The sequence below is a fragment of the Xanthomonas hortorum genome (assembly GCF_040279205.1).
Taxonomy (GTDB): Bacteria; Pseudomonadota; Gammaproteobacteria; order Xanthomonadales; family Xanthomonadaceae; genus Xanthomonas; species Xanthomonas hortorum_F.
The window spans coordinates 86,270-112,481 of record NZ_JBEOLS010000001.1; the positions used below are offsets into that span (position 1 = coordinate 86,270).

General features: G+C 64.9%; 24 protein-coding genes. 11 read left to right on the plus strand and 13 right to left on the minus strand.

The window, feature by feature from the left end; translation table 11 throughout:
• Positions 1-23: 23 nt before the first annotated feature.
• A complete protein-coding gene (locus ABS769_RS00375) occupies positions 24-1,982 on the minus strand; it encodes an acetyl-CoA hydrolase/transferase C-terminal domain-containing protein (protein WP_317059794.1) in 1,959 nt (652 codons plus the stop codon).
• A gap of 154 nt (positions 1,983-2,136) precedes the next feature.
• On the opposite strand from ABS769_RS00375, the gene ABS769_RS00380 reads away from it, so the two are divergent.
• From ABS769_RS00380 to ABS769_RS00390, 3 genes are read left to right on the plus strand one after another with little or no spacing between them, the layout of a single operon-like run.
• On the plus strand, positions 2,137-2,502 hold the full coding sequence (locus ABS769_RS00380) for a BlaI/MecI/CopY family transcriptional regulator (RefSeq protein WP_317059795.1): 366 nt from the start codon (positions 2,137-2,139) through the stop codon (positions 2,500-2,502).
• The gene (locus ABS769_RS00385) at positions 2,492-3,835 is read left to right on the plus strand and encodes a TonB family protein (protein ID WP_317059796.1); all 1,344 of its coding nucleotides are present in this window, start codon (positions 2,492-2,494) and stop codon (positions 3,833-3,835) included. Before ABS769_RS00380 ends, ABS769_RS00385 begins: the two co-directional genes overlap by 11 nt.
• On the plus strand, positions 3,832-4,416 hold the full coding sequence (locus tag ABS769_RS00390) for a hypothetical protein (RefSeq protein ID WP_317059797.1): 585 nt from the start codon (positions 3,832-3,834) through the stop codon (positions 4,414-4,416). Before ABS769_RS00385 ends, ABS769_RS00390 begins: the two co-directional genes overlap by 4 nt.
• A 53-nt stretch (positions 4,417-4,469) precedes the next feature.
• Here the strand turns inward: ABS769_RS00390 and modC are convergent, their stop codons facing one another.
• The 8 genes from modC to ABS769_RS00430 all read right to left on the minus strand — a co-directional run bounded on the left by modC (position 4,470) and on the right by ABS769_RS00430 (position 10,532).
• Positions 4,470-5,084: a molybdenum ABC transporter ATP-binding protein gene (gene modC, locus ABS769_RS00395; RefSeq protein WP_317059798.1), complete on the minus strand. Its 615-nt coding sequence runs from the start codon at positions 5,082-5,084 to the stop codon at positions 4,470-4,472.
• Positions 5,084-5,770 carry a molybdate ABC transporter permease subunit gene (gene modB, locus ABS769_RS00400; protein ID WP_317059799.1) on the minus strand — a complete coding sequence of 229 codons (687 nt, stop codon included), beginning with the start codon at positions 5,768-5,770 and terminating at the stop codon, positions 5,084-5,086. Before modB ends, modC begins: the two co-directional genes overlap by 1 nt.
• A gap of 15 nt (positions 5,771-5,785) precedes the next feature.
• Positions 5,786-6,562 (minus strand): molybdate ABC transporter substrate-binding protein, encoded by a 777-nt coding sequence (gene modA / locus ABS769_RS00405; protein ID WP_317059800.1) that lies wholly within the window; start codon positions 6,560-6,562, stop codon positions 5,786-5,788.
• Between the two features lie 76 nt (positions 6,563-6,638).
• Positions 6,639-7,463 (minus strand): MBL fold metallo-hydrolase, encoded by an 825-nt coding sequence (locus ABS769_RS00410; RefSeq protein ID WP_317059801.1) that lies wholly within the window; start codon positions 7,461-7,463, stop codon positions 6,639-6,641.
• A gap of 13 nt (positions 7,464-7,476) precedes the next feature.
• Complete coding sequence (locus tag ABS769_RS00415) at positions 7,477-8,406, minus strand: S1/P1 nuclease (RefSeq protein ID WP_430544107.1); 930 nt, start codon at positions 8,404-8,406, stop codon at positions 7,477-7,479.
• Complete coding sequence (locus ABS769_RS00420) at positions 8,378-8,992, minus strand: OmpW/AlkL family protein (RefSeq protein ID WP_023902611.1); 615 nt, start codon at positions 8,990-8,992, stop codon at positions 8,378-8,380. Before ABS769_RS00420 ends, ABS769_RS00415 begins: the two co-directional genes overlap by 29 nt.
• A 116-nt stretch (positions 8,993-9,108) precedes the next feature.
• Complete coding sequence (locus tag ABS769_RS00425; RefSeq protein WP_317059803.1) at positions 9,109-9,732, minus strand: OmpW/AlkL family protein; 624 nt, start codon at positions 9,730-9,732, stop codon at positions 9,109-9,111.
• Positions 9,733-10,019: 287 nt separating this feature from the next.
• Positions 10,020-10,532 (minus strand): SgcJ/EcaC family oxidoreductase, encoded by a 513-nt coding sequence (locus ABS769_RS00430; RefSeq protein WP_104591828.1) that lies wholly within the window; start codon positions 10,530-10,532, stop codon positions 10,020-10,022.
• Positions 10,533-11,028: 496 nt separating this feature from the next.
• On the opposite strand from ABS769_RS00430, the gene gap reads away from it, so the two are divergent.
• The 8 genes from gap to ABS769_RS00470 all read left to right on the plus strand — a co-directional run bounded on the left by gap (position 11,029) and on the right by ABS769_RS00470 (position 22,206).
• Positions 11,029-12,030 carry a type I glyceraldehyde-3-phosphate dehydrogenase gene (gene gap / locus ABS769_RS00435; RefSeq protein WP_006451409.1) on the plus strand — a complete coding sequence of 334 codons (1,002 nt, stop codon included), beginning with the start codon at positions 11,029-11,031 and terminating at the stop codon, positions 12,028-12,030.
• A 217-nt stretch (positions 12,031-12,247) separates the two neighbouring features.
• Positions 12,248-12,718, plus strand: a complete 471-nt coding sequence (locus tag ABS769_RS00440) for a hypothetical protein (RefSeq protein WP_317059804.1) — start codon at positions 12,248-12,250, stop codon at positions 12,716-12,718.
• Positions 12,719-12,909: 191 nt separating this feature from the next.
• Complete coding sequence (locus ABS769_RS00445) at positions 12,910-15,669, plus strand: DUF2339 domain-containing protein (protein WP_434801676.1); 2,760 nt, start codon at positions 12,910-12,912, stop codon at positions 15,667-15,669.
• A complete protein-coding gene (locus ABS769_RS00450) occupies positions 15,666-17,024 on the plus strand; it encodes a DUF3999 domain-containing protein (protein ID WP_317059806.1) in 1,359 nt (452 codons plus the stop codon). The genes ABS769_RS00445 and ABS769_RS00450 overlap by 4 nt, the downstream gene beginning before the upstream one ends.
• 314 nt (positions 17,025-17,338) lie before the next feature.
• Positions 17,339-18,514 carry a phosphoglycerate kinase gene (locus ABS769_RS00455; RefSeq protein WP_317059808.1) on the plus strand — a complete coding sequence of 392 codons (1,176 nt, stop codon included), beginning with the start codon at positions 17,339-17,341 and terminating at the stop codon, positions 18,512-18,514.
• Positions 18,511-19,164, plus strand: a complete 654-nt coding sequence (locus ABS769_RS00460; protein WP_317059810.1) for an HAD family hydrolase — start codon at positions 18,511-18,513, stop codon at positions 19,162-19,164. The genes ABS769_RS00455 and ABS769_RS00460 overlap by 4 nt, the downstream gene beginning before the upstream one ends.
• 208 nt (positions 19,165-19,372) lie before the next feature.
• A complete protein-coding gene (pyk, locus tag ABS769_RS00465) occupies positions 19,373-20,839 on the plus strand; it encodes a pyruvate kinase (protein WP_043889404.1) in 1,467 nt (488 codons plus the stop codon).
• A 362-nt stretch (positions 20,840-21,201) separates the two neighbouring features.
• Positions 21,202-22,206, plus strand: coding sequence for a class I fructose-bisphosphate aldolase (locus ABS769_RS00470; RefSeq protein WP_006451416.1), 1,005 nt, complete (start codon positions 21,202-21,204; stop codon positions 22,204-22,206).
• A 245-nt stretch (positions 22,207-22,451) separates the two neighbouring features.
• Here the strand turns inward: ABS769_RS00470 and ABS769_RS00475 are convergent, their stop codons facing one another.
• The 4 genes from ABS769_RS00475 to cobA all read right to left on the minus strand — a co-directional run bounded on the left by ABS769_RS00475 (position 22,452) and on the right by cobA (position 26,129).
• On the minus strand, positions 22,452-22,991 hold the full coding sequence (locus ABS769_RS00475) for an O-acetyl-ADP-ribose deacetylase (RefSeq protein ID WP_205393882.1): 540 nt from the start codon (positions 22,989-22,991) through the stop codon (positions 22,452-22,454).
• A 208-nt stretch (positions 22,992-23,199) separates the two neighbouring features.
• Positions 23,200-23,706 (minus strand): methyltransferase family protein, encoded by a 507-nt coding sequence (locus tag ABS769_RS00480; RefSeq protein WP_317059811.1) that lies wholly within the window; start codon positions 23,704-23,706, stop codon positions 23,200-23,202.
• 241 nt (positions 23,707-23,947) lie between these two features.
• Positions 23,948-24,907 carry a cysteine synthase A gene (gene cysK, locus ABS769_RS00485; RefSeq protein WP_317059812.1) on the minus strand — a complete coding sequence of 320 codons (960 nt, stop codon included), beginning with the start codon at positions 24,905-24,907 and terminating at the stop codon, positions 23,948-23,950.
• Positions 24,908-24,923: 16 nt separating this feature from the next.
• A complete protein-coding gene (gene cobA, locus ABS769_RS00490; RefSeq protein ID WP_317059813.1) occupies positions 24,924-26,129 on the minus strand; it encodes a uroporphyrinogen-III C-methyltransferase in 1,206 nt (401 codons plus the stop codon).
• Positions 26,130-26,212: the final 83 nt, after the last annotated feature.

Here is a 26,212-nt window from a genome sequence, read left to right on the forward strand (position 1 = left end):
GGCACATCCCGGCAAAGCCGCTCTCAGTGCGATCTGGTCTTGCGCAACGCGTATGCCAGCAGCCGCGCCTGCACGCGCTCACCGATGCCGCGTGGCGTGTCCAATGCCATGCGTTGCAAGCAGGCAGCGTCATTTGTATCGCCCGCATCTCGCGACAGCAGTGCGCGCCACACCGTCGTCAGTTTCGCGCTGTTGCTGGCAGTGGCGCGTTTGAGCCAGGTCAGGGCGCGTAGCACGCGTTGCTCGACTTCGGTGAAGTCACTGCCGAGTGGGTAGTCCGGCAGGCTGCCGTCGCGGCGAAACGGCGCCAATGCCTGTTCCAGCGCTTGCGGTGTATTGCGTTGTGCGCGGGCAGACAGTGCAGGGTCGCCACGCAGCTTGCGCGATGTCTTTGCTGTGGCAAGCAATGCATCCTGAAAGCGCGCATCGCAGATGCTCGCCATCGCCAGCACGCAGTCCTGATCGGTCTGGTGACGCAGATCGGCGATGCCGTACTCGGTGATGTACAGATCGCGCAGATGGCGCGGGATGGTGGTGTGCCCATAATTCCAGCGCACATTGCTCGCCGCATGTGCTCCGGCATCGCGGGTGGCCCGCAGCATCAGCGCGCTGCGTGCCTGCGGCAAGGCATGCGCCATCGCCACGAAGTTGTACTGGCCACCGACACCGGAGACCACGCGCCCATCGTCAAGCCCATCGGACACCGCCGCGCCGAGCGCGGTGGCCATCATGCAGGAGTTGAAGAAGCGGGCCTGATGGCGTTGCAAGCGCTCCAATGTTTCGTTACCACCGTAAAGCTGATTGATCTCGCTGATGCGGCGCATGCCGATGGCATCGCGGGTCTTCGCATCCAGATCGCGCAGCCATTGGTAGAAGTCCGGCGAACCAAGATAGAACGCGCCATGCAGAAACTCGCCTTCGCGTGCCAGCCGCGCGTGATCGGCTGCATCGGCACTGCCGTCGGCGATGCGCTGCATCAGCGGCAGATCGTCGTGCACCTTGCGGCGGATCACGCCGCAGTCCACCAGCTGCTTGAAGCCCTCATTGAGCATTTCGCTGCAACCGTACAGGCCGATCTCGAAGGGCTCCAGACCACCGCTGGCGCGCACCGCAGGATGCTGTTCCAGCTCCGGATCCAGTGCATGCAGCACGCGACGATAGGTCGCGTTGTCGGTCTGTCGCAGCACCAGCGCATGGCTCAGCGCATCGGCCAACGTGCCGATGCCGATCTGCAATGTGCCGCCATCGCGGACCAGCGTGCTGGCATACAAACCGATCGCGTAGTCGATGGTGTTCACCGGTTGCCGCGGCAAGCCGAACAGGCGCGGCGACGGGCCGGGCAGGTCGATGACCAGATCGAAGAACGCCTCGTCCACCGCTGCAGTGCCGCCGATCCAGGGCAGTTGCGTATCGATTTCCGCCACCAACAGTGGACGTGGCAGTCCGAGCGCCTGCACCGCATCGAGCGTGTCCTGGGTGATGTCGTTGTTGCACGACAGCGACAACCGCGTGCCTCCCGGTTCGCGCGCCACCTTCTGCACGATCAGGTTGGGCGCGCGTTGCGCCACCGCTGCAGCGGCGTGCGTGTAGTTCAGACTCGTGTAGTCGGCCTGCGCCTGGGTGGAGTGCAGCAAGCCGCCGGACTGCATGTAGAACTCTTCCACCTGCACATGCTCCGGCAATGCGTCGCGCAGCATGTCGTCGACATACGCCAAGCGCGGAAAGTCGTCACCGAAATGGCGTGCAACGAACGGCGCGGCAAAGCGCGCCTCCAGCCCCGCACCGGGCTTGGGCGGATTGAGCGACAGCGCCGTGTACAGCGCCAGCGGTCGTGACGGTGTGTCCTTGAGCTGCGCATACAAGGCGTTCAACAGCCGATGCGGCTTGCCGATGCCCAGCGGTGCTCCGACGCGCAAGGGGCCTTCGATACGTCGCAGGATCCGCTGCACGGCGGAGGGCAGGTCAGTGAGGTGTTCGGTCATCCGTGCAGGGTAGCCGAGCCGATGGCGAGCCGGTTGCTTGGGCAGTTGGCGTTGCGGTTGGTCGCTGCAATCGCTGCTCGAAGCCCGAGGAGGAACAGGCTTGACAACCGTTTGGTTTACGCATGTAATCAGTAAAAATTACGGATGTAATCGGATGTCGATCAGCGATGCGGAAGCGGTGGTGATGCAAGTGCTCTGGGACGCTGCCCCCCGCACGGCAGAAGAGGTGGTCGCAGCGCTGGTACAGACCGATTGGGCCGAGCCGACCATCAAAACGCTGCTCAATCGCCTGCTCAACAAGGGCGCCATTGCCGCACAGAAGGACGGGCGCAAATATCTCTATACCCCGCTGCTGCAACGCGAGCAGTGGGTACAGCAACAGAGCGAAGGATTGCTGCAACGGCTCTTCGGTGGGCGGGTGGCGCCATTGGTGGCGCATTTCAGCGAGCGCGGAAAGCTCAGTGCGTCCGACATCGCGGAGTTGAAAAAGCTGATCAAGGAGTTGGACGATGAGCCCTGACGCACTGGTTCCGCTACTGCTGCGTGCAACGCTTTACACCGCGGCCGCGCTAGCGCTCTGTCTGCTCCTGCGGCGCCCATTGCGCAGCTGGCTTGGTGCAACAGCGGCGTACGCGATCTGGGCATGCGTTCCGCTCGCCTTGTTGGCCGCCGTGCTGCCAAGCCCGCAATCGGATGTTGCGATGTTGAAGGTGCCGCTGCTTGCTGCCATACCGGCGCTCTCCAACGCGCATGACGGTGCTACTGCGTGGACGACGCTGGCATTGGCGGTATGGCTGACTGGTGCCGCGCTGATGGCAGCCATGCTGTGGCGGCGTCAGCATCGTTTCGTGCGCAGCCTTGGGCCTTTGCACACGTTGGACAATGCAGTGTGGTCGGCAACACATGACGCAGGGCTGCCGGCATCATTGGGAATCTGGCGCCCACGTATCGTGGTGCCGTCGGATTTCACTACGCGCTATTGCGCTGCCGAACGTGCGTTGGTGCTGGCGCACGAACGGCTGCATCTGCGCCGCGGCGATCTGCATGCCAATCTGCTTGCGGCCCTGATGCTCTGCATCGGGTGGTTCAACCCGCTGATGCATCTGGCCTGGCGCGCGTTCCGGCTGGATCAGGAACTGGCCTGCGATGCGGCCGTGCTGGCACAACATCCATGCAAGCGCCGCAGCTACGCCAGCGCAATGCTCAAGACCCAGCTGGGTGCTGGGTGCACACCGCTCGCCTGTCATTGGGCTGCATCGCATCCGTTGACGCAACGCATTGCAGCGCTGCGCAAGCCACTGAAAGATGCCAGGCGTTCGCGCTGGAGCAGTGGGGGTGTGCTGTTGCTCGCGGTAACACTCAGCGCCGCCGCTTGGGCCCTGCAGCCAGCGCGTATCGCAGCAGCGTCTTACGCCGCGCCTGCAGACAACGATGCGGCGGGTGTCACTCGCATGCGTGAGTCGAACTATGCGGATTTCACCACGATGCGACCGCCTACATATCCTGCACCTGCGTTCGATGCCGGCATCGAGGGTTTTGTCGAACTGCAGATGGAGGTCGACCCAGGCGGTGTACCGCAGCACATCGCCGTCGTGCGGAGCACGCCAGCCGGTGTCTTCGATCAAGCGGTGCTGGATGCAGCGCGCCAATGGCGACTGAAACCTGCGTATGCACAGGGCAAGGCCATTGCATCGAACGTGCGCGTGCCGGTGAAGTTCGAACTGGATGCGCCTGAGCAAACGACCAAGACCGCCAATGCCAGCGCCAGCGTTGCACGATCGCATGCGCCACCCTCCGAGCGCCTTGCCGGTTGCGCTATGCCAGGCTGCGCGATGCAGGAGACGCTGCGATGAGATTTACTTCGATGGGCGCTGCAGTCCTGGCGCTGTCGCTTGGCGCATGTGCAACGCAAGGCGTGCAGGAACAGCAGCGCAGCCAGCGCGAAGATTCGGTGGACCAGCGCATGCTGAGCACTCAGTCGGGAGGCGGCGGCGATTCTTCGATCCAGCCTTATACGCTGGCGCCGACACAGCGCTTCCGCATGCCGCGCGCGCTGCGCAGCGCGGCGCCGGTGCTGCCGGCCGATTCGCCACGGCAGACCTTGCCGCCGACCACCGTCTGCGCGCATGTGATCCTGACTGCCGAAGGCGCGGTGCAGCGCGTCGATCCGATGTCCGATCGCGACGAATGCGCGGCGGGTCTGCTGCCGGGCAACGCCGATCTGGTGCAGTCGGTGCGCACCACGGTGCAGCAATGGCAGTTCGTGCCGGCCGCGATGTGCACGTTTGCGCCTGGTGTGGCGCAACCGGCGGCGCTGGACGACTGCACCGGCGCAACTAGCGAAGAACCGGTGCCGGTGACGTTGTCGTTCGCGTTCACCTTCGAAGTGCGGCAGGGCAAGGTCAGCGTGCGCACCGGCAAGGTTGCCCGCTGACGCAAGCCTTGCGTCAGCGGGTGGACGCAACGCACCAACCCTGCCGATTGCGCTTACTCCAGCACATGCAGGCTGTCGGCAATGCGCTGCACTTCGTCGGGATTGTGGCTGACGTACAACATCGGCAGACGGATCTCGTCACGCACGCGTTGCAGGTAGGGAATCAATTCTTCGCGACGCGCCTGATCCAGCGCCGACAAGGGCTCGTCGAACAATAGAATCGCCGGTTGCGACAACAAGGCGCGGCCGATCGCCACGCGTTGCGCTTCGCCACCGGACAAATTGCGCGGCCGGCGTTGCAGTAACGGCGCAATTCCCAGCAATGCCACCACATCATCGAAACCGAATGGTGCTGTGCCACGGGCATGCCGGCCGTAACGCAGGTTGCGGCGCACATCCAGATGCGGAAACAGCCGCGCATCCTGAAAGACGTAGCCGATGCTGCGCTTGTGCGTAGGCAGGTTCACGCCTTGCCGGGCGTCGTACAGACACCGCCCGTCGATGCGGATATGCCCGGCCTGCGGTTGCACCAGCCCGGCGATCGCATTGAGCACGGTGGTCTTGCCGGCACCGGACGGGCCGACCAAGGCCACCACGCGGGCGGCGTCCTGAATCCGGATGTGGCGTTGGAAGTTGCCGCGCTGCAATTGCAGATCGATGTCCAGCATCAGTCTTCCTCACGCGGATGCGGCCTGCGCACCAGCCATTCGGACAGCAGCAGCGCGGCCAGCGAAATCGCCAACGCAACGCCAGCCAACCGCCACACGCCCGATTCCATGCCTGGCACCTGCATCAAGCCGTAGATGGCCGACGACAAGGTCTGGGTTTCGCCAGGGATGTTGGAGACGAAGGTGATGGTCGCGCCGAACTCGCCCAAGGCCTTGGCGAAGGCCAGCACCGTGCCAGCGACCAGGCCGGGCCAGGCCAGCGGCAAGGTGATGCTGAAGAACACCCGCCACGGACCGGCGCCGAGCGTGGCGGCGGCCGCTTCGAGACGGCGATCGGTGGCTTCGATGGACAAGCGGATCGCGCGCACCATCAACGGAAATCCCATCACCGCGCATGCCAGCGCTGCGCCGGTCCAGCGGAACGCGAACTGGATGCCGAGGTGTTGCAGCAACCAGCTGCCGACCGGGCCCTGTGTGCCCAGCACCACCAGCAGCGCGTAGCCGGTCACCACCGGCGGCATCACCAAGGGCAAGTGCAGCAACGCGTCCAACAGCGCCTTGCCCGGAAAGCGCCGCCGCGCCAGCAACCAACCGCAGGCAATACCCGGCGGCAGGCTGGCGATGGCGGCAACGATCGCGACCTTGAGACTCAAGCCAATCGCGGTCAGCTCTTGCGGGGTGAACATCGACAACGGCGCGCCTCAATCGGTCAACGAAAAACCGCGGCGGGTGAAGATCGCCTTGGCCGGTTTGCTGCTCAGCCATTGCACGAACTTGACGGTGTCGGGGTTGCTGCTGTTCTTCAACGCAGCGACCGGATACACGATCGCATCGTGGCTGTCGTCGGGAAACGTGGCGACCACGCGCACCTTGGGGTCGGCGCGTGCGTCAGAGCCGTACACGATGCCCAGCGGCGCCTCGCCACGCGAGACCAGCATCAGTGCGGCGCGCACGCTCTCCGACTCGGCCAGGCGGTTGCTCACTCCGTCCCACTGGCCAAGCTTGCGCAGCGATGCGGCGGCGTATTTGCCGGCCGGCACGCTGGTGGTCTGGCCAACCGCCAACCGGCCGCTGTCGCCGAGCGCCTTGGCAATCGCGCCAGGTTTGCGCGGGTCCACGTGCATCTTGCTGGCGGCCGGGGCGATCAGCACCAGCGTGTTGCCGAGCAGGTTGTGGCGCTGCGCCGGCAGCACCAGGCCGCGCTGCTGCAGATAGTCCATCCATTCCAGATCGGCCGAGAAGAACACGTCTGCCGGTGCGCCTTGCTCGATCTGGCGTGCCAGTGCGGAGCTGGCGGCATACGACACGCGTACCGGCGTGCCGGTCGCCTTTTCGTAAGCGGCCGCGGCCTCGTCCATGGATTCCTTCAAGCTTGCTGCGGCAAACACCGTCACCGGTGCAGTCTGCGCAGTGCCCAGGACGGGCAGGGCGAGCATCAGCACGCAGAACGCGCGCTGCCAAAAACCGATCGTGCGCATGGGTAAGCTCCAGCAGGGTCAGACACCGATCATAGCGGCTGCACCCCGTGCGCCGCGTGGCGACCACACCGGAACGTTACCGATCCACGCCGCCGCATCGGCCAGCCTGGAGATTGGCCTGCAGTGCCGGCCGGATCAGCTTGGGCTCGGGCAAGGTGGCATCGCGCGCCTGCCGCTGCGCCACGAACGCCTCGATCTCGACGCCATCGCGCACATGGAGATTGCCGCGCCGCTGTTCGCCAATGCTGGTCTGATGCGCCACAGCGCGACCGCCCGGGCCGTAGTCGTGGCAGACGAACACACGCGTATCTTCCGGCAGCGCATACAGGCGCTGGATCGAGGCGAACAGTTGCCACGCATCGCCACCGGGAAAATCGCAGCGCGCCGTGCCCGCGTCGGGCATGAACAACGAATCGCCGGGAAACAGCGCATCGCCGATCAGATACGCAATGCTGTCGCTGGTATGCCCGGGCACCGCGATGACGCGCGCCTGGATGCCGCCGAGCTGGAAGCGTTCGTCATCTGCGAACAGGTGATCGAACTGCGAGCCATCGGCGCGGAAGTCCTCTGGCAAGGCATAACGCGGAGCGAGTGTCTGTTGCACATCCCGAATGCCTTCGCCGATGCCGATGTGCGCCTGTGGCCAGTGTTGTTTGAGCCATTGCGCGGCAGACAGGTGATCGGCATGCGCGTGGGTTTCCAGCAGCCATTGCACCTGCCAGCCGCGTTCGGCGATGGCATCGACGATGGCCTGCGCGGCGTGCGTGCTGACCTCGCCGGTGTCGGCCGCATAGTCCAGCGCCGGGTCGATCACCGCCGCTGCACCGGTTGCCGCATCGGCGACCACATAGGTGAAGGTGTTGCTGTCGGCGTGGAAGAACGCAAGGACCTCGGGCTGCATCGGCGTCTCCATCTCAGGGGGTAGCCAGCGCCGCATTGAGCACGGCGGCGAGTCGGTCGCCGGCAAGCCGCAATTGCGTCTCGGCGATCGGACGATAGGTGGCGATGTAGTTGTCCGGCAATACATGCTCGCTCGGATACACGCCCGGCGTGATCGCGATCTTGCAGGAGGCCTGCGCCCATTCAGCAGCGGGCGGCGGAAGCGCCGGAGACATTGCAGCGGCAGCCGGCAACGCCAGCAGACGTGGCAGATACGCATCGTCGTCGAGGTGGCTGTCGTTGAGCATGCCGCTGTCCCATAGCGCATGCAGGTTGCTGCCCTTGCCATCAACCTGCAGCTGGAACGTGTTGCCGCCCTTGTCGTGCGCGTAGCCGGCATGCATGGGCTGATGGATGTCGCCGACAAAATGCACCACGAACTTCAATGCCTGCCGCCGCACGTCCAACGGCTGGCTGCGATCGGCAAGCAACGCGGTTTGCTGCTCGAGCGCGGCGATCACGCAATTGCCATCCGGGCAGTCGCGCGCCGGCACGTAGCCGCACTCGTATTCGCCCAGGTTGACGTAATGCCAGGGCCCGGAGCGCTTGCCCAGATCCGGATCGTGTTCGCGCAGTTCATCGGCCCAGGTCGCGATCCCGGCCAGGCTCGGATTCGACTCGCCTGCCAGCAATTGCGCCACCTGCGCACGCGCTTGCGGTGTCAGCTCGGTTTCTGCAACGCGCGCCACCAAGCGGTGACCCTGCGGGCCCCAGGCGAATGCGGCGATGGGCTGGAGTGCCGCAACGGCGGCAGCAAGAACGACAACATAAGGGGAGAAGGTCTTCATCCCGTAATTGTACGCATCGCTTTGGGACGGTTTGATGGCCGTCCCTGTCGCAGGACGGCCACGCCTCAGCGTGGCGTCGGCAATACGATCAGAAGTACACCAGGTAGGACACGCCATAGGTCAGTGGATCGATCTTCGCCTTGCCCAGCCGCGCGCCGTTGAAGTCGACGTTGCTTTGCGAGCCGGTCCAGCGCGCATCCACGCGCAAGCCGCTGCGCTCGTTGAAGATGAAGTCCACCCCGACATGCGCGGTGGCGCCCACCGAATCGTCGAAGCTCAGATCGCCATTGCCGAATGCATCATCGACGTCTTCACCGAGAAAGGTGGTGTAGTTGATGCCCACACCCACGAACGGCGACACCGTGCCGTAGCCGTTGATGTGGTACTGCAACAGCACGCTCGGCGGCACCGACCAGTAGCTCCCCACCTTGCCGATACCGTCGAGCTCCAGATCGTGCTTGCCCGACACGGCGGCATGCACCTCGATGCCGAGATTGTTGCGGATGAAGTATTCGTAGGTGAACGACAGCGCCGGTGCGCCCTTGATCTCGGCACGCGTGCCGCCGAAGGTGCCGCTGTCGGATTTGGGCGAGACATAGCCGGCACCGTAGCCGGTGGTCCAGTGGCCGGCCGACTGTGCAAGGGCGGGTGTGGCCGAAGCGGCCAGTGCGATGGCGAGGGCGGTACGGATCAGCATGCTCATGGAATCCCCGGTAGGTCGGACAGGCGGTCGACGTGACCAACCTGTCCGCAACTCCGGCGGTGGATGCACGTCCCTGGACGCCCAGTGTGCCAGAGATGCACCGCGCACGCAGTGGATCAGAACCGGTGCACGTACGCCACGCCATAGACCAGCGGGTCGATGTTGACCGTGCCGATGCGGTTGCCATCGAGGCTGGCTTCGGTGTCGATATCGATCCAACGCAGGTTCACGCGCAGGGCGCCGCGCTCGCTGAGCTTGTAGTCCACGCCTGCGTGCAGGGCAAGGCCCCAGGAATCGTCCAGTTCCAGATCGCTGCCGGCCAGCGCGCCGCGGGTGTCGGTGCTGAAGAAACGGGTGTAATTGATACCCGCGCCAACGAACGGCGAGAGCTTGCCCTGGCTGTTGAAGTGGTACTGCAGCGAAATCACCGGCGGCAGATGCTTGGTGCTGCCGACACGCCCCATGCCGCGGAGCGCGATGTCGTGCTTGAACGGCAGCGCAGCCAGAACTTCGATGCCCAGGTTGTCGGCAATGAAGTATTCCGCAGTGAAGGTCGGCTTGATGTCCTTGCCGACGTCTGCTTCGAGCGTGCCGCCGACCAGACGGCCGTTATCGGATTTGGGCGCGACCTGGTGGGCGCCGACGGCAACCGTCCAGTCGCCTTTGGATTGAGCCAATGCGGGGACGCTGGCAAAGCTGGCGGCCAGGCCGGCGAGCAGAAGGGTAGAGCGCATGCGCATAGAAATTCTCGTTGTGTGCAGAAGATGGAGTAAGTCTTGAGGGTTTGCCCGAGGGCTGCCTTGATCCTGATCAATCCGTTGGCGCCATGACGCTGTGGGTCATGCAGCGGTGTGAGCAGGAGCTGGCGTTGACAACAGCGGTGCGCGCCGTGGCGGTGATCGCACCGGCGCATCGCGTCCGAGGTGCAACGCGATGCGCCTTGTGCAAGCGGCGGCGGGGGAGGAACACCGCCGCTTGCATGCGCGATGGAGCAGGCAGCGAGCGGATGGCTGCAGGGATCGAGCACTTACTTGACCTTGGCGACCTTGGGCGCATCCACTTCCGGCATCGCCGAGCTGTGGTGGTTGATGATCAGCCACTTGTCGTCACGCTTTTCGTACACGAAGGTGTAGCGCGCCTGCACCTTGCTCTTCTTGCCGTCCTTGTCGGTCAGCGTGAAGGTATAAACACCGGCATCCACCGCGCTGTCTTCATCGAGTACGCGCACGGTGCGGTAGTTGACGACGCCCTGCGGCTTCTTGGTCAGGAACATCTCGAAGTACTTTTCGATCTGCGCCCGCGAGGCGCGCACTTCGTTGGAGACGGTCGGCAGCAGCACACCGTCCGGTGCGTACAGATCGGCCACCTTGTGCGGGTTGCCGGTGGCCAGCGCCGCGTTCCAGGTGTCGAACAGTGCAGCCACTTCGCGCGCTTCGCCATCGGCGGGCAGCGTTGCCTTTTCGGTGTAATGCATCACGCCGCCAGCCAGCGCCGGGGTGGCGGCCAGAGCCAGAACCAGAGAGAGAAGGGTGCGACGCATGGGGAATCTCCGTTGTGAGTGATGGGTGCCTCAGCAGGCAGGGCCAGTATCGAAATCCACGGAGCACCGAAATTCAGCTGTTCGGCATAGTCTTGGGTATGCTGTATGGCGTAGTTTGGATACTACTAAGCTATTGAAAATAAATAATTTAATGAGGATTTATGGCCCTCTTCAGGTTTTGCCTGTTGTGCAGAGAGTTGTTCGTTGTGCCGAGCCCGCTGCCAGCGCGGTGCATGCAGGCGCTGGATCAGTAGGTCTCTCGTTGCATGTGGGGCCGTGCATCGCGCATGCGGCGAGCGCAGATATCCAGGGTCGGCACTGCGTCTACCGGCAGTGGTTCGGGGATGACTGCGATGGGTGCGGCTGCACCTGACCACAACGTCTTTGCACGCTGTACTGCGTGGCATTCAAGCGCACGGCTGTGCGAGTGCGACGCTGCTAGAATGGCCGTCCCTTTCCATCCGCCGCGCTGTCGCGGCCGCAGGAGCTAGTGAACATGGCAATCAAGGTTGGCATCAACGGATTCGGTCGCATCGGCCGCAACGTGCTGCGCTCTGCGGTGCAGAACTTCGGCAATGACATCGAGATCGTGGCCATCAATGACCTGCTCGAGCCGGACTATCTGGCCTACATGCTGCAATACGACTCGGTGCATGGCCGCTTCAAGGCCGATGTATCGGTCGACGGCAACACGCTGATCGTCAACGGCAACAAGATCCGTCTGACCCAGGAACGCGACCCGGCCAACCTCAAGTGGGATGCCGTCGGTGCCGAGGTGGTGATCGAATCCACCGGCCTGTTCCTGACCAAGGAAACCGCGCAGAAGCACATCGACGCGGGCGCCAAGAAGGTGATCCTGTCGGCCCCGTCCAAGGACGACACGCCGATGTTCGTGTTCGGCGTCAACGACAAGACCTACAAGGGCGAGGCGATCGTCTCCAACGCTTCGTGCACCACCAACTGCCTGGCGCCGTTGGCCAAGGTGATCAACGACAAGTGGGGCATCAAGCGCGGCCTGATGACCACCGTGCACGCGGCCACTGCAACGCAGAAGACCGTGGACGGCCCATCGAACAAGGACTGGCGCGGCGGCCGCGGCATCCTGGAGAACATCATTCCGTCCTCCACCGGCGCTGCCAAGGCTGTCGGCGTGGTGATTCCCGAGCTCAACAAGAAGCTCACCGGCATGAGCTTCCGCGTGCCGACCTCTGACGTCTCGGTGGTCGACCTCACCGTCGAACTGGAAAAGCCGGCCACCTACGCCGAGATCTGTGCCGAGGTGAAGGCGCAGAGCGAAGGCGCCTTGAAGGGCGTGCTGGGTTACACCGAAGACAAGGTCGTGGCCACCGATTTCCGCGGCGAGACCTGCACCTCGGTGTTCGACGCCGACGCCGGCATCGCCCTGGATTCCACCTTCGTCAAGCTGGTGTCCTGGTACGACAACGAGTGGGGCTATTCCAACAAGTGCCTGGAAATGGTGCGGGTTGTGGCGAAGTAAATCGCGCGCCTAGGCGACGCGTCGAAGGCCCCGGCATGCCGGGGCCTTTCGTTTTTTGTCTGTTGGAATGTGATGTGGACATGCGCCGCCACCGCTTCGTCGCCAGTACAAGATGTGGACTTTGAGAGGCTCACGTGCGCTAATTTGCGCGCACGGCGGCCGTTCCCGTGTCGTGTACGAAGGATCGGGGAACTCCATGGATCGAGAGAACATAACGATGAATAAATTTCTGGCGGGTGCATTGGCGCTCGGTGTGGTGATTGCGTTTTCGGCTCCGTTGAACAGTTGGGCGGCGAAAAAGCAGACCGGTACGCCGGCCTGGATGAATGCCGATGGTGAAGTGATCAAGTCGTCCGACGTCGAGGCCGGCTATGGCGAGACCGTCAAGGGCGTCAACGATTACGAAGGCGAGATCACCGGCAAGCCGGCGCCGGGCAGCAAGTTCACCCAGTTGCAGATCGGCATGCCGATGAAGCAGGTGACCGATCTGATCGGGCAGCCGAATGACCAGGGTTCGTACGTGACTGGCAAGGCGTTCATTCCGTTCTTCTTCGGCGGCGACCGTTACCGGTACGAGATGGCCTACAAGGGCCAGGGCCGTCTGGTCTTCGCTGGCAAGTCGATGGATACCGGCGGCAACTTGATCTGGATCATCCATAACAAGAACGACAGCGGCTACCGCGAATAAGTTTGAAACGCCCGGTTCTCCGGGCGTTTTTTTGGACGCGCTTGCGTACGTGCAGCCATTGCGTCCCGGAGCTGCTGACGTCATCGCGCCGCAGGGCTTTCCCCCCGGCTTGGCTGCCCAGACGCGTCCTGAGCCTGTATGGTTCGCGCATTCGGCCGGATGCCGACTCAGGGGTTGCTGCGTTGGAAACGATGATCGGGTTGGTAGTGTTGTTTCTGCTTGCGTTGCCGGTGGGATTGGTGATCGCACTGGTATGGATTGCCGGGTTGCGGCGGCGCGTGGATTCACTGGAGCAGCGGCTTGCGCAGTGGCAGGCCAGCGGGGCGGGGGCCGCGGATTCGGCGGCGGTGCATTCGCCAACGCCAACGCCTTTCAGGGCGTGGGAGCCGCAGCAAGACGCATCCGACGTCGGTTTGTCTACATTTGGCGAGCCCGACTCGCCTCGCGCAGCAGACCTGCAAGCTGCACCGGTGCCTGTCGTGACGATGCCGCCATCATTGCCGGCAGAAGCTCCAGCGTCTTCGGCAGCGCGTAGCGCTGGCGATGCGCCGACTTCGTCCACTGCGTCTGCGCAGGCTGAGCCACAGCCGCAGCAGCAACCGCAATACATCCCATCCGAACCCGGCCCGATCGCGCGCGCAGCCAGTGCAGTGAAGCGCTGGTTCACCGAAGGCAATGTGCCGGTCAAGGTTGGCATGCTGGTGTTGTTGGCCGGTGTGGCGTCGTTGTTGAAGTACGCCAGCGATCAAGGCTGGATGCGTATGCCGGTCGAGCTGCGGCTGGCCGGTATCAGTGTGCTGGCGCTCGCCGGCCTAGTCTTCGGCTGGAAGCAACGGCTGCAGCGCCCGGGCTTTGCGTTGGCCTTGCAGGGTGGCGCCATCGGCGGCTTGCTGCTCACCGTGTTCGCCGCTTTCAAGTTGTATGGATTGCTCGGCGCCGGCCTGGCGATGGGTATCAGCGTGGTGCTGATTGCCGGCATGTGCGTGCTGGCGGTGGTTCAGGACTCGCGCACGTTGGCGGTACTCGGTGTATTGGCCGGCTTCCTCGCGCCGATCTGGCTATCCACCGGTACCGGCAATCATGTTGCGCTGTTCTCGTATTACGCCGTGCTCAACGCCGGCATCGTGGCGATCGCCTGGACGCGTCCGTGGCGGGTGCTGAACCTGCTCGGATTCGCCTTCACCTTCGGCATCGGCACGCTGTGGGGCGCGCTGCAATACAGCCCCGCAAAATTCGCCAGTACCGAGCCGTTCCTGCTGTTGTTCTTCGCCATGTATGTGGCGATTCCGGTGCTGCATGCGCGCCGCGGCGATGGCAGTGCAGGCAAGGTCATCGACGGCAGCCTGTTGTTCGGCACACCGCTGGTGGCCTTTGCGTTGCAGGCGCGTCTGCTGGAGGGCGATCGGTTGCCGCTGGCCTTGTGCGCGCTGGCCGTGGCGGTGCTGTACGCGGGTCTGGCGAGCTGGCTGCTGCGCCGTGCCTCCACGCGCTTGCTGGGCGAAGCACACGCGATGCTGGCGGTGGGCTTTGCAACGCTGGCGGTGCCGTTGGCATTGTCGGCACGTGCCACCGCCAGCGTGTTCGCACTCGAAGGTGTGGGCTTGTTGTGGTTGGGCTTGCGGCAGCAGCGACGCATCTCGCAGTTCAGCGGTGTGGCGCTGCAGTTGCTTGCGGCGGTCGGTGTGGCCTTCGGTGTGGATGCGTGGCGTTACGACACGGTGGCAATTGCCAATGCCACCTGCATGAGCACCTTGCTGCTTGCCATTGCCGGCTGGGCCAGTGCCTGGTTCCTGCGCGATGCAGGGCAGCCACGGCGTGCACTGGTTACGTATCTGTGGGGGCTGGGCTGGTGGGCATTCTGCGGTGTGCACGAGATCTTCAGTTTTGCTGGCGATCTGCGCAGCGAACCAGATCTGCTGCTGGGCTTTGTGGCGCTTACGCTGTGGATGGCGGCCGAAGTCCATCGTCGTCGCCCGGCAACGGCGTTGGTGTGGACGGTGATGTCCGGGCTGGCGCTGGCCGTGCCGCTGGCACTGTGGCAGAGCCATGCGCATACCCAGCCGTTCGCGCATTGGGGCGCGTTGGCGTGGTTGGGGTTTGCGTTGGCCGGTGCACGTGCGCTGTGGTGCTTGCGCATGCAACACGGTGCAGGCGCTGTGGCCGCGCAGTTCATCTGGTGGTTGCTGTGGCCGTTGGTGGTGTCGTTGGGCGCAGCCTGGTTGGCCGATGCATTCCTGCTTGCCAACGGCTGGCGCTGCGCATTGCTCGCCGCGCCCTGGCTTGCGGTGGTGGCCGTGGGTCTGCTGCGTTGGCCGTGGCTGGCATGGCCGCAGGGGGCAAGCTTCGATCTTGCGCGCAATGCCTTGCTGAGCTGTGTGTTCGCCGTGCTGGGCATCGGCTGGTTGATCGTGTTGCTGGATCCGGTGAGCGCCGCCCCATTGCCGTGGCTGCCCGTGCTCAACCCGGCCGAGCTGGCGCAACTGGCCGTGCTGGCCTTGCTTGCCCGTTGGGCATGGTCCACGCGGGCGCCGTTGGCGTTGCAACGCTGGCGTGTGACGGCGCTGGGCGTGCTGGGCTGGGTGTTGATCACCGGCAGCACCTTGCACAGCGTGCATCACTGGGGTGGCGTGGCGTGGGATGCGTCCTTGATCAACGCCACCTTGTCGCAGACCAGCCTGACCATCGTGTGGAGCGTGCTGGGCTGGGTGATCGGCTCGCGTCGCGGCCAGCGTGGGCTGTGGCTGGGTGGGGCGTTGCTGATGGGTCTGGTATTGGCCAAGCTGGTCCTGGTCGATCGCCAGCATCTGGGCAATCTGCTCGGCATCGGCTCGTTCATGGCCTATGGCCTGTTGTGCACCGTGGTGGGCTATCTGGCACCGGCGCCGCCGCGCCAGGCGGCCGCTGAAGAACCTGCTGTCGCAGACGATGGCGTCGAAAAGGATCAGGCATGAAAGCGAGGCAATGGGGATGGCTGCTGCTGGTGCCGCTGATGGCGCAGGCGGCCGATGTGCGCCAGGACTATCGTCAGCAATGGCCGTTGCAGGTGACCGGCTCGGATGCCGGCATGTACCAGCTGAGCTTGAACGATGCACTCTATCGCAGCGCAGATGACGCAGTGCTGCGCGATGTCACCGTGATCGATGCGCGCGGCGAAGAGATGCCAACTGCATTACTCGCCGTGGACGCAGCGCCAGCGGTCGCGCCACGCCGGCAGCGTTTGCCATTGTTCGCATTGCCGGCGGGTGCGGCGCCTGCCAACGGCGATCTGCAGCTGATTGCCGAGCGCGATGCCAGTGGTGCGGTACGCCGGCTGGAAGGCCGTTTTGCCACCGGCACATCGGCAGCTGCGGGCGCCGGCGGCAGTTGGTTGATCGATGCCAGCGCATTGCGCGATCGTGTGCGGGCGCTGTGGCTGGACTGGGATGGCAACATGCCGGTGCAAGCTCAACTGCGCGTTGAAGGCAGCGACGATCTGCGCGACTGGCGCGTGCTCGCCTCCGACGCCACCGTGATGGCGCTGGACAATCAGGCGCAGCGTCTTCAACAACGCCGCATCGCGTTGGACGACGGCGCACGCTATCTGCGCATCGTGCCGGTGTCGGGCGAGTTGCCGGCCTTGCGGGTGGTCGATGCGGAGCTGGACGGCGTCGCAGCACCTGCACACTCGGAATGGCTGGAACTGCCGGGCACTGCGCAGGACGCAGCCGTGGTCTACGTCCTGCCGGGGCGCTTTCCGATCACCCAGATCGATGTCGGCGGTGGTCAGGCCGAAGCGGTCGAATGGATCGTGGAAAGCCGCGATGCCGACGATGCGCCGTGGCAGCGCCGTGCCGGGCCGTGGTTGGCCTATCGCCTGGGGAATGGCGCTGCGGCCGCCTCGCCGCCGCAAGTGCTGTCCGCACCGGTGCGCGATCGTCAGTGGCGGCTGCTCGCCGCACAGGGGCGCAGCACCGCAGTGCCGACCCTGCGTGTGGGCTACCAGCCGGAGCGGGTGATGTTTCTCGCGCAGGGCCAGCCGCCGTACGCAGTGGTTGCCGGCAGCGCGCGCGTGCAACGCGGTGAAGCGCCGCTGGCCTCGATGCTGCAGGCGCTACGTCGCGAACGCGGTGCGCAGTGGCAACCGGCCCAGGCCAGCGTCGCCGCGCAGGCACAGCCGCTGGCTGGCGATGCAGCATTGCAGCCGGCCACCACGCCGCGCGACTGGAAGCGCTGGTTGCTCTGGGGTCTGCTGGTCGGCGGCGCCTTGCTGGTCGGCGGTTTCGCAGTGAGTCTGCTGCGTAGCTCGGCGGCCAATCGCAACGCCTGATAGCGAGGTGCGCCGCACTGCGGTTTGCCGCTGCGGCGCGAAGGTCCGACAATGGGCGTCCTCCGTCGCCAAGGCATCCGCATTGCCCGTCGTCTTTGACCGACCACCGTCCGCGTCGCCAGCCCTGTTGGCAGCGACATGCGTGACAGGCAATGTGCGATCCCCTGCGATCCGCACGCGGGCGCAACGACAGCGTGCAGCGGCTGCTTCAACGCGTCTGCAAATGCATGACATCCAGCGCGCCCGCAGCCCGCTCCTGCATCACCAATCTCCAATCCCCTCTCCCGAATCCCCAGACCTAGCGAGCTGACCCCATGTCCATTGTCCGCATGACCGACCTCGATCTCTCCGGCAAGCGCGTGCTGATCCGCCAGGATCTCAACGTGCCGATCGACAACGGCCAGATCACCTCCGAACAGCGCATCACCGCCTCGGTGCCCACCATCAAGCTGGCGCTGGAAAAAGGCGCTGCAGTGATGGTGACGTCGCACCTGGGCCGCCCCAAGGAAGGCAGTTGGACCGAAGAAGATTCGCTGGCGCCGGTGGCCGCGCGCTTGAGCGCGCTGCTGGGCGTGGACGTGCCGCTGGTGCGTGACTGGATCGACGGGGTCGAGGTGGCGCCGGGCCAGGTGGTGCTGCTGGAAAATTGCCGCATGAATGTCGGCGAGGGCAAGGACGACGAGACCCTGTCGCGTAAGTACGCCGCGCTATGCGATGTGTTCGTCATGGACGCCTTCGGTACCGCCCATCGCGCGCAGGCCTCCACGCATGGGGTGATCCGGTTCGCGCCGGTGGCCGCTGGCGGCCCGCTGCTGATGGCCGAACTCGATGCGCTGGCCAAGGCGCTGGACAACCCGGCCAAGCCGCTGCTGGCGATCGTGGCCGGCAGCAAGGTCTCCACCAAGCTGGAGCTGCTGTCCAACCTGGTCAACAAGGTCGACCAGCTGATCGTCGGTGGTGGCATCGCCAACACCTTCATCGCCGCAGCCGGGCATGACGTGGGCAAGTCCTTGAACGAGCCGGACCTGATTCCCACCGCCAACCAGATCGTGGCCGATGCCAAGCTGCGCGGCGCGGAGATTCCGTTGCCCACCGATGTGGTGGTCGCCAAGCAGTTCCTGCCCGATGCGCAGGCCACCGTGAAGGCGCTCGATGCGGTGGAGGCCGACGATCTGATTCTGGATATCGGCCCGCAGACCGCCAAGCGCTACGCCGAGCTGATCGCCAGCGCCGGCACCGTGGTGTGGAACGGGCCGGTGGGCGTGTTCGAATTCGAGCCCTTCAGCCATGGTACCGAAACCCTGGCGCGTGCGATCGCCAGCTCCAGGGCATTCTCGATTGCCGGTGGTGGCGACACCCTGGCGGCGGTGGACAAGTACGACATCGCCAAGGACGTCACCTACATCTCCACCGGCGGTGGTGCGTTCCTGGAGTTCCTGGAAGGTAAGACCCTGCCGGCGGTGGCCGCACTCGAGGCGCGCAGTAAGTGAGCGCAGCCACGCTGTTCTTCGATCTGGATGGCACCCTGGTCGATTCGGAGCCGGGCATCGTCGGTAGCATCGTGCATGCCTTCGACGAGGTGGGCCAGCCGCGTCCGTCGCCGCAAACCCTGCGCGCCTGGATCGGCCCGCCGCTGCGCGACAGTTTCACCGAGTGCTTTCCTGATGATCCGGAGCTGGTGCAGCGCACCTTGGCCGCCTACCGCGCGCGTTACGACGCGGTGGGCTGGACCGAACTGAGCGTGTTCGACGGTATCGGTGAGGTCGTCATCGACCTGCAGCGCGCCGGCCATCGCCTGGCGGTCGTGACCTCGAAGAACGAGCGCTACGCGCGCCGTATCGTCGAGCATCTGCCCTTCGGTGCGTGCTTCGAGAACGTGATCGGCGCCAGCGAAGACGGCGAACGTCGCTTCAAGCCGGACCTGATCGCCGAAGCATTGCGCCGTTTGCAGATCGAAAAAACCGGCTGCGTGATGATCGGCGACCGCCGCATGGATATCGACGGCGCCACTTACCACGGTATCCACAGCATCGGCGTGTTGTGGGGCTTCGGCGACGAAGCCGAACTGCGCGCCGCCGGTGCCGGTGCAATCGCACACACCCCGGCCGAGTTGCGTGCATTGATCGACGCAAATCATTGACGCTTGCAAAGTCTGTTCTTCACCGCCGCCGCGTTAGGGTGGCAGCCCACGGTTTCAGCCCGCAGCGCGTCAGCGTGGTGCGGAAAGCGTACGTACTGTCCCGCACTGTCTTCAGGACATGCCGGAATGCGAGGGTGGCTATGCCGCAATGCCATCCTTGGTACGTGACGCGTGTGTTAAGTTTCGCGGCTTTTACAGGGAGGCCATCATGAAAGAACGTCAACGCCGCACCAAGATCCTCGCAACGCTCGGACCGGCCACGGATCCGCCCGGTGTGCTGGACGCTTTGTTCAAGGCGGGCGTCAACGTGGTGCGCCTCAATTTCAGCCACGGCGATCCGTCCGGCCAGGCCAAGCGTGCGGCCGAAGTCCGCGCCGCCGCGGTACGTGTCGGTGCCGAGGTCGGCATCCTGGCCGACCTGCCTGGCCCGAAGATCCGCGTCGAGCGCTTTGCCGAAGGCAAGATCAAGCTGACCACCGGCGCACGCTTCGACCTGGTGGCCGACCCCAATGCACCTGCGGGCGACCAGAATCAGGTCGGCGTCAGCTACCTCGGCCTGCCGCAAGACGTGGCCGCGGGCGATGTGCTGCTGCTCGACGATGGCCTGGTGCAGCTGCAGGTCACCGAAGTGCAGGGCCAGCGCATCGTCACCACCGTGCTCAACGATGGCGTGTTGTCCGATCGCAAGGGGTTGAACAAGCAGGGCGGCGGCTTGTCGCTCGGCGCGCTGACCGAGCGCGACAAGGAACTGATCGGCATCGTCGCCAAGATCGGTGTGGACTTCATCGCGGTATCGTTCTGCCGTAATGCCGAAGACATGAACGATGCACGGCGCATCGCGCGCCAGCACGGCTGCGATGCCGCGCTGGTGTCCAAGATCGAGCGCACCGAAGCGATCGAGAACCTGGTCGAGATCGTCGAAGCCTCCGACGTGGTGATGGTGGCGCGCGGCGATCTGGGCGTGGAAATCGGCGATGCCGAATTGCCGGGCCTGCAGAAGAAGATCATCCGCGAATCGCTGGCGCAGAACAAAGTGGTCATCACTGCCACGCAGATGCTGCAGTCGATGGTGGAAAGCCCGATCCCGACCCGCGCCGAAGTGCTCGACGTGGCCAATGCGGTCATCGACGGCACCGATGCGGTAATGCTCTCGGCCGAAACTGCGGCCGGCGCCTACCCGGTGCGTGCGGTGGAAGCGATGGCGCGCATCTGTCTGGGTGCCGAGCGCCAGTTCGAGTTCGACACCGACTTCGAAGCCGCGCAACGCAACCTGCAGCGTGCCGACCAGGCGATCGCGATGGCGACCATGTTCCTGTCCGAGCACATCGGTCTGGCCGGTGTGGTCGCGTTGACCGAATCCGGCGGCACGCCGCGTTACCTGTCGCGCTTCCGCTCCAACATGCCGATCTACGCGTTCACCCGTCACGATGGCGCGCGCCGCCACATGGCGATGATGCGTGGCGTGTTCCCGATCAGCTTCGACAGCCGCGGCCTGACCCCGCGCGAAGCCGCACGTGCGGCGATCCGTCTGCTGGTGGAGAACGAGCGCATGGGACCTGGCGACCGCGTGGTCTTTACCAGCGGCGAGCATATGGAAACCCACGGCGCCACCAACACCTTGCGCCTGCTGGAAGTGGGCGAAGACGGCCGCGCCAGCGGACTGGGCGAGCTGTAGTCACGCCTGTTTGGTGATGACACAGCGCGCGTGCGAAACGCGCGCTGCGTGGTGATCGCGAGGACAAACACAACGGCGGCCTGTGGGTCGCCGTTGTGCTGTGTGCCATGTCCGGGTGAGGTTTGTTGCGGACCGTTTGCGCACGCAAGACGCCAGGCAAGACCCATGCGCGCATCCGCCCGATGCGCGGCCACCGGCATGGTCGTCATGCGTGCACATCGCGATGCACATTGCGATGCGCGCCGCGCCACACATCCTGTCATGCAGGACACGTGTAATCGGTTGCAGACATTCCGTGAAGGAATGTCTGCGACTTTCGTCGCTATACTTTCGTTCTCCCCCGCAGCTGCCACAGGAACTACATGAGCATCGAACAGCTTGCCGAAACCGCCCAGGCCATGGTCGCCCCGGGCAAGGGCATCATCGCCATCGACGAATCGACCAGCACGATCGCCAAGCGTTTTGCCAGCGTCGGTATCGAGAACATCGAAGAAAACCGTCGCGCCTATCGCGAACTGCTGCTGACCACGCCCAAGCTGAGCGACTACATCTCCGGCGCCATCCTGTTCGACGAGACCATCCGTCAGAAGACCAAGGACGGCGTGCCGTTCGCCGAGTACATGACCGCCCACGGCATCATTCCGGGCATCAAGGTCGACAAGGGTGCGCAGCCGCTGGCCGGCATGCCGGGCGAGCTGGTCACCGAAGGCTTGGACGGGCTGCGCGCACGTCTGGAGGAGTACTACACGCTGGGCGCGCGTTTCGCCAAGTGGCGTGCGGTCATCAACATCGGCGAGGACATTCCGTCCGGCACCTGCATCGAGGCCAATTCGCATGCGCTGGCGCGGTATGCCGCGCTGTGCCAGGAACAGGGCCTGGTGCCGATGGTCGAGCCGGAAGTGATCATGGACGGCAGCCACGATATCGAGACCTGCTACGAAGTCACCGAAGCCACGCTGCGTTCGCTGTTCGGCGCACTGTATGAGCAGAATGTCGTGCTCGAAGGCACCATCCTGAAGGCCTCGATGGTCATCTCCGGCAAGGGCTGCGAAGAGCAGGCCGGCATCGAAGAAGTGGCCGAGTCCACCGTGATGTGCCTGAAGTCGACCGTGCCGGCGATCCTGCCGGGCATCGTGTTCCTGTCTGGCGGCCAGAGCGACGAGCAGTCCACTGCGCACCTCAACGAGATGCACCAGCTCGGCAATCTGCCGTGGCCGCTGAGCTTCTCCTACGGCCGTGCGATGCAGCAGGCCGCACTGAAGCTGTGGGCCAAGGACATGACCGGCAACTTCGCCAAGGCGCAGCAGATCATCTATGAGCGCGCCAAGGAAAATGGCCTGGCCGCGCTGGGCAAGTGGAAGGGTTGATCGGTTGATGACGGCTGCAAGGCCGTCGCATCGCTAAGACAAAAACGCCGGCAGCAATGCCGGCGTTTTTATTTGCCGATCAGGAGCGATAGCGCTGATCGGGCGCGATTCCGGGCCACACCTTCATACGGCACTGAAGTCGTTGAAAGACTGTCGGCGGCAGTGATTGCGCTGCACGTCAGTCGTCTAGTCAAAACGCAACGAGCGCCTCTCGGCGCTCGTCACTTCAACCTTTGCATCGCGCTTCAGGCGGCCGCAGTTTCCTGCGCGGCCAATGCCTGCTGGTACGCCTTGAAGGTCGCCTCGTTATAGGCCACCAGCACGATGTGCTTGGGTACCTTGTGCGAGCGCTGCCAATCGCGCGTTTCGGTCACGGCTATGCGTGCGGCCTGATACAACGGATATCCATAGATGCCGCAACTGATCGCCGGAAAGGCGATCGAATGCAGCATCATCTGCTCGGCAAGTTTCAATGACTGCCAGTAGCAATTGGCGAGTTGTTCCGGCTCGTTGTGCTTGCCGTCGCGCCACACCGGGCCGACGGTATGGAACACATGGCGTGCCTTCAGGTCGAAGCCGTCGGTGATGCGGATTTCGCCGGTGGGGCAGCGCACGCCCGGGCGCACTTGCGGCAATGCTTCGCAGGCTTCCAGCAAACGCGGGCCGGCGGCACGATGGATGGCCCCATCGACGCCACTGCCGCCCAACAACGATTCGTTGGCGGCGTTGACGATGACGTCAACGTCGAGTTCGGTGATGTCGCCTTGCCAGACTTCGATCTTCATAGCGCGATAGTTAAGGGATTTGCATGAGGAACGCGTGATGGGGCGCGCGTTGCGGAACAGGCACGCTATCGCCCATTCATCTCACCTGCTGCGACCGCCCGGCGCGCGTACGTCGATGCCGCGCGTCGATGGCATGCCGCGACTGTGCAAACGTGCCAATGCGATCGATTGGGTCAATCGCCACGTAGATGTCATCGACAATCGAGAGCTACAACCAGCGCCGCACGTGCGCGCAATAGGCGCTGTAATGGCGGCCGAATTCACTACGCAAGCGCGCTTCTTCGAACGGGATGACGTAGAGCTGCAAGGCCAGCCATGGCAGCGGCAACAACGCAACCGCCCACAGCAAACCCAGCTGCAGACATAGGCCGACATAGCTCAGCACCAGCGCCAGATACATCGGGTTGCGGGTGAAGCGATACGGGCCGTCGAGCACCAGCCGCGAGGGATGGCCGCTGGGCATGATGGTGGTGCGTCGGCGCGCGAACAGGACGAAGCAACTCACCGCCAGCGCCAGTCCGAGACAGGCAATGCCGCCGCCGGCCAGTTCGATCCATGCCAACTGTGTTGGTGCAGGCACTGGCAGGTCCAATGCGCTTTGCAGCCAGGCACCCAGGCCCAGTGCCAGCGCAAAGTGAGCAGGCGAGGTGATCTTGACCAGCCATGGTGCCCGCGAGGCGCGGGTGTCGCTGTGTCCGCACGGCCGGTTGTTCACCACGTTTCTCCCTGCATCACGGCCGCCATCCTAACGTTTCCTTGACATGGACGGGAGTGCACGGGTGCCGTAGTGCGAGCTGCTCCGCACACAGCGATCTACAAAAGCTTGGCGATGTCCGAGGTATCTGCGGCACCATGCGCAATCGCGTGCCGGGGAAGGCGAGGCCGATGACTGGATCGACCACAAACAAAAAGGCCGCGCTGTGGGCGCGGCCTTGTATGCAGACACAACGCGAAGATCAGGGCAGACCGGCCAGCCAATCGTCGTCGGAGCCTTCGTTGATGTCGGCGAACAGCGGTGTAGAAAAATACCGCTCGCCGGTATCGGGCAGCATTGCCAGGATGACGGCGCCGGGCACCGCGCTTTCGGCCACGCGCAATGCAGTGGCGACGGTGGCGCCGCCGGAGATGCCGGTGAAGATGCCTTCCTCGGCGGCCAGGCGACGGGCCACAGTGATCCCATCGGTGTCTTCCACGCTGAAGACTTCTTGCGCGACATCGCGATTGAGCACTTCCGGCACGAAGTCCGGGGTCCAGCCCTGGATCTTGTGCGGCTTCCAGTCCTGGCCCTGAAGCAATGCGGCGCCGGCCGGCTCGGTGGCGGTGATGCGTACTTCCGGGCGGGCCACGCGCAGCACTTCGCCCACGCCGGTGAGCGTGCCGCCGGTGCCCCAGCCGGTGACGAAATGGTCGAGCCGGTGGCCGGCGAAATCGCGCAGGATTTCGGCCGCAGTGGTGTTGCGGTGGTAGGCCGGATTGGCCGGGTTGGCGAACTGGCTGGCCAGGAACCAGCCATGCTGCTCGGCCAGCTCCTTGGCCTTGCGCACCATGCCGCTGCCGCGCTCGGCGGCCGGGGTCAGGATCACCTTGGCGCCATACGCGCGCATCAATTTGCGGCGCTCGATCGAGAAGGTTTCCACCATGGTGGCGACGAACTTGTAGCCGCGTGCGGCGGCCACCATGGCCAACGCCACGCCGGTATTGCCGGAGGTGGCCTCGACAATGGTGTCGCCAGGCTTGAGCAGGCCGCGCTGCTCGGCGTCCAGAACGATCGCCAGCGCCAGCCGGTCCTTGACCGAGCCGCCCGGATTGAACGCCTCGACCTTGACGTACAGGGTCACGTGCTCGGGCGCGAGGCGATGGAGCTTGACCACCGGGGTACGGCCGATGGTGTCGAGGATGTTGTCGTACAGGGCCATGGGGTCTCCGTCGGAATCAGGCTGCGTGGGCGAGTGTGGGCGCGTCGGGCGTTGCGATGGGTGAGTGCGGGGGCGGCCGGGCGGTCAACGGCGCTGCGCCGAACCAGTGCAGGCTGGCGGCCAGCCCGGCGACCTCGCCCAGGATCAGCAAGGCCGGTGCGCGCACGGCGTGCTGCTGCGCGGTGGCGGCCAGGCTGGCGAGGGTGCCGGTGATCACGCGTTGCTGCGGGCGCGAGCCGTTTTCCACCAGCGCGAATGGCGTGGCGGGCGCGCGGCCGGCCTGCAACAGGCGTTGCTGGATGCCGTCCAGGCCGGCCACGCCCATGTAGAAGGCCAGGGTCTGGCGTTCCTGCCCGAGCGCCTGCCAGTCCAGCGTGTCCAGCGAATCCTTGCAGTGCGCGGTGATCAGCCGCAGCGATTGCGCGTGATCGCGATGGGTGAGCGGAATGCCGGCGTAGGCGGCGCAGGCGATCGCGGCGGTGATGCCGGGAATGACCTGAAAAGCGATGCCGTGGTCGCGCAGGAATTCCAGCTCCTCGCCGCCACGGCCGAACACGAACGGGTCGCCGCCTTTCAGCCGCACCACGCGGCGCCCGGCGCGGGCGTGCTCCAGCATCAGCGCGTGGATCTGCTCCTGGCGGGTGCTGTGGCCTTGTGCGGCCTTGCCCACTTCCACGCGCAGTGCGTCGCGACGTGCCAGGCGCAGGATCTGTGGGCTGACCAGGCGATCGTAGAGCACCACGTCCGCCTGGCGCAGCGCGCGCAAGGCATGCCGGGTGAGCAGGCCGGGATCGCCGGGGCCGGCGCCGACCAGGGTCACGCTGCCGGGGGCCAGCGTGCCGACTGCGGTACGGGGCGTGGGGGAAGCTGCGGGTGTCGCTGCTGAAGCGGCCGGGATAGCGTCGTGCGTGAGCAGGCGGCGCGCGGTGGCTGCAGCGCGTAGGGCATCGTTGAGTCCGGCGGTCGCGCTGGCGGCAATGGTCAGCCAGACCGGTTGGTCGGGCAGTTCCAGCCACGCCGGGTCGAACCCGCCCAGCAGCCAGCGCACCTGCCCGGCCTGCACCCAGTTGCGCAATTGCATGGTGAGTTCCGGTGCACCCACCAACGGCAGCGCGCCTGCCTGCAGCAGCTCGGCGGTGGCGTGCTCGGCATCGGCGCCGCCGCCGACCACCAAGACGGCACGGCCACGCAGGTCGGCAATGAGCGGGAACACAGGGGGCACGGCAGGGGCATCGAGAAGGGAGGGCCAGACCGTAACGCCGGCATATAGCCGTCGGAAATGACTTCATACACCCTGGAAATAGC

Bases quoted from the DNA above. Each gene is read 5' to 3' on its own strand.
- ABS769_RS00475 (WP_205393882.1), bottom strand. From the start codon at position 22,991: ATGAAGATCGAAGTCTGGCAAGGCGACATCACCGAACTCGACGTTGAC.
- modA (WP_317059800.1), bottom strand. From the start codon at position 6,562: ATGCGCACGATCGGTTTTTGGCAGCGCGCGTTCTGCGTGCTGATGCTC.
- pyk (WP_043889404.1), top strand. From the start codon at position 19,373: ATGAAAGAACGTCAACGCCGCACCAAGATCCTCGCAACGCTCGGACCG.
- ABS769_RS00380 (WP_317059795.1), top strand. From the start codon at position 2,137: ATGTCGATCAGCGATGCGGAAGCGGTGGTGATGCAAGTGCTCTGGGAC.
- ABS769_RS00440 (WP_317059804.1), top strand. From the start codon at position 12,248: ATGAATAAATTTCTGGCGGGTGCATTGGCGCTCGGTGTGGTGATTGCG.
- cysK (WP_317059812.1), bottom strand. From the start codon at position 24,907: ATGGCCCTGTACGACAACATCCTCGACACCATCGGCCGTACCCCGGTG.
- ABS769_RS00450 (WP_317059806.1), top strand. From the start codon at position 15,666: ATGAAAGCGAGGCAATGGGGATGGCTGCTGCTGGTGCCGCTGATGGCG.
- ABS769_RS00410 (WP_317059801.1), bottom strand. From the start codon at position 7,463: ATGCAGCCCGAGGTCCTTGCGTTCTTCCACGCCGACAGCAACACCTTC.
- ABS769_RS00375 (WP_317059794.1), bottom strand. From the start codon at position 1,982: ATGACCGAACACCTCACTGACCTGCCCTCCGCCGTGCAGCGGATCCTG.
- ABS769_RS00390 (WP_317059797.1), top strand. From the start codon at position 3,832: ATGAGATTTACTTCGATGGGCGCTGCAGTCCTGGCGCTGTCGCTTGGC.
- ABS769_RS00385 (WP_317059796.1), top strand. From the start codon at position 2,492: ATGAGCCCTGACGCACTGGTTCCGCTACTGCTGCGTGCAACGCTTTAC.
- ABS769_RS00470 (WP_006451416.1), top strand. From the start codon at position 21,202: ATGAGCATCGAACAGCTTGCCGAAACCGCCCAGGCCATGGTCGCCCCG.
- gap (WP_006451409.1), top strand. From the start codon at position 11,029: ATGGCAATCAAGGTTGGCATCAACGGATTCGGTCGCATCGGCCGCAAC.
- ABS769_RS00415 (WP_430544107.1), bottom strand. From the start codon at position 8,406: ATGGCGTGTCCTACCTGGTGTACTTCTGATCGTATTGCCGACGCCACG.
- ABS769_RS00445 (WP_434801676.1), top strand. From the start codon at position 12,910: ATGATCGGGTTGGTAGTGTTGTTTCTGCTTGCGTTGCCGGTGGGATTG.
- ABS769_RS00430 (WP_104591828.1), bottom strand. From the start codon at position 10,532: ATGCGTCGCACCCTTCTCTCTCTGGTTCTGGCTCTGGCCGCCACCCCG.
- modC (WP_317059798.1), bottom strand. From the start codon at position 5,084: ATGCTGGACATCGATCTGCAATTGCAGCGCGGCAACTTCCAACGCCAC.
- ABS769_RS00420 (WP_023902611.1), bottom strand. From the start codon at position 8,992: ATGAGCATGCTGATCCGTACCGCCCTCGCCATCGCACTGGCCGCTTCG.
- ABS769_RS00425 (WP_317059803.1), bottom strand. From the start codon at position 9,732: ATGCGCATGCGCTCTACCCTTCTGCTCGCCGGCCTGGCCGCCAGCTTT.
- ABS769_RS00455 (WP_317059808.1), top strand. From the start codon at position 17,339: ATGTCCATTGTCCGCATGACCGACCTCGATCTCTCCGGCAAGCGCGTG.
- modB (WP_317059799.1), bottom strand. From the start codon at position 5,770: ATGTTCACCCCGCAAGAGCTGACCGCGATTGGCTTGAGTCTCAAGGTC.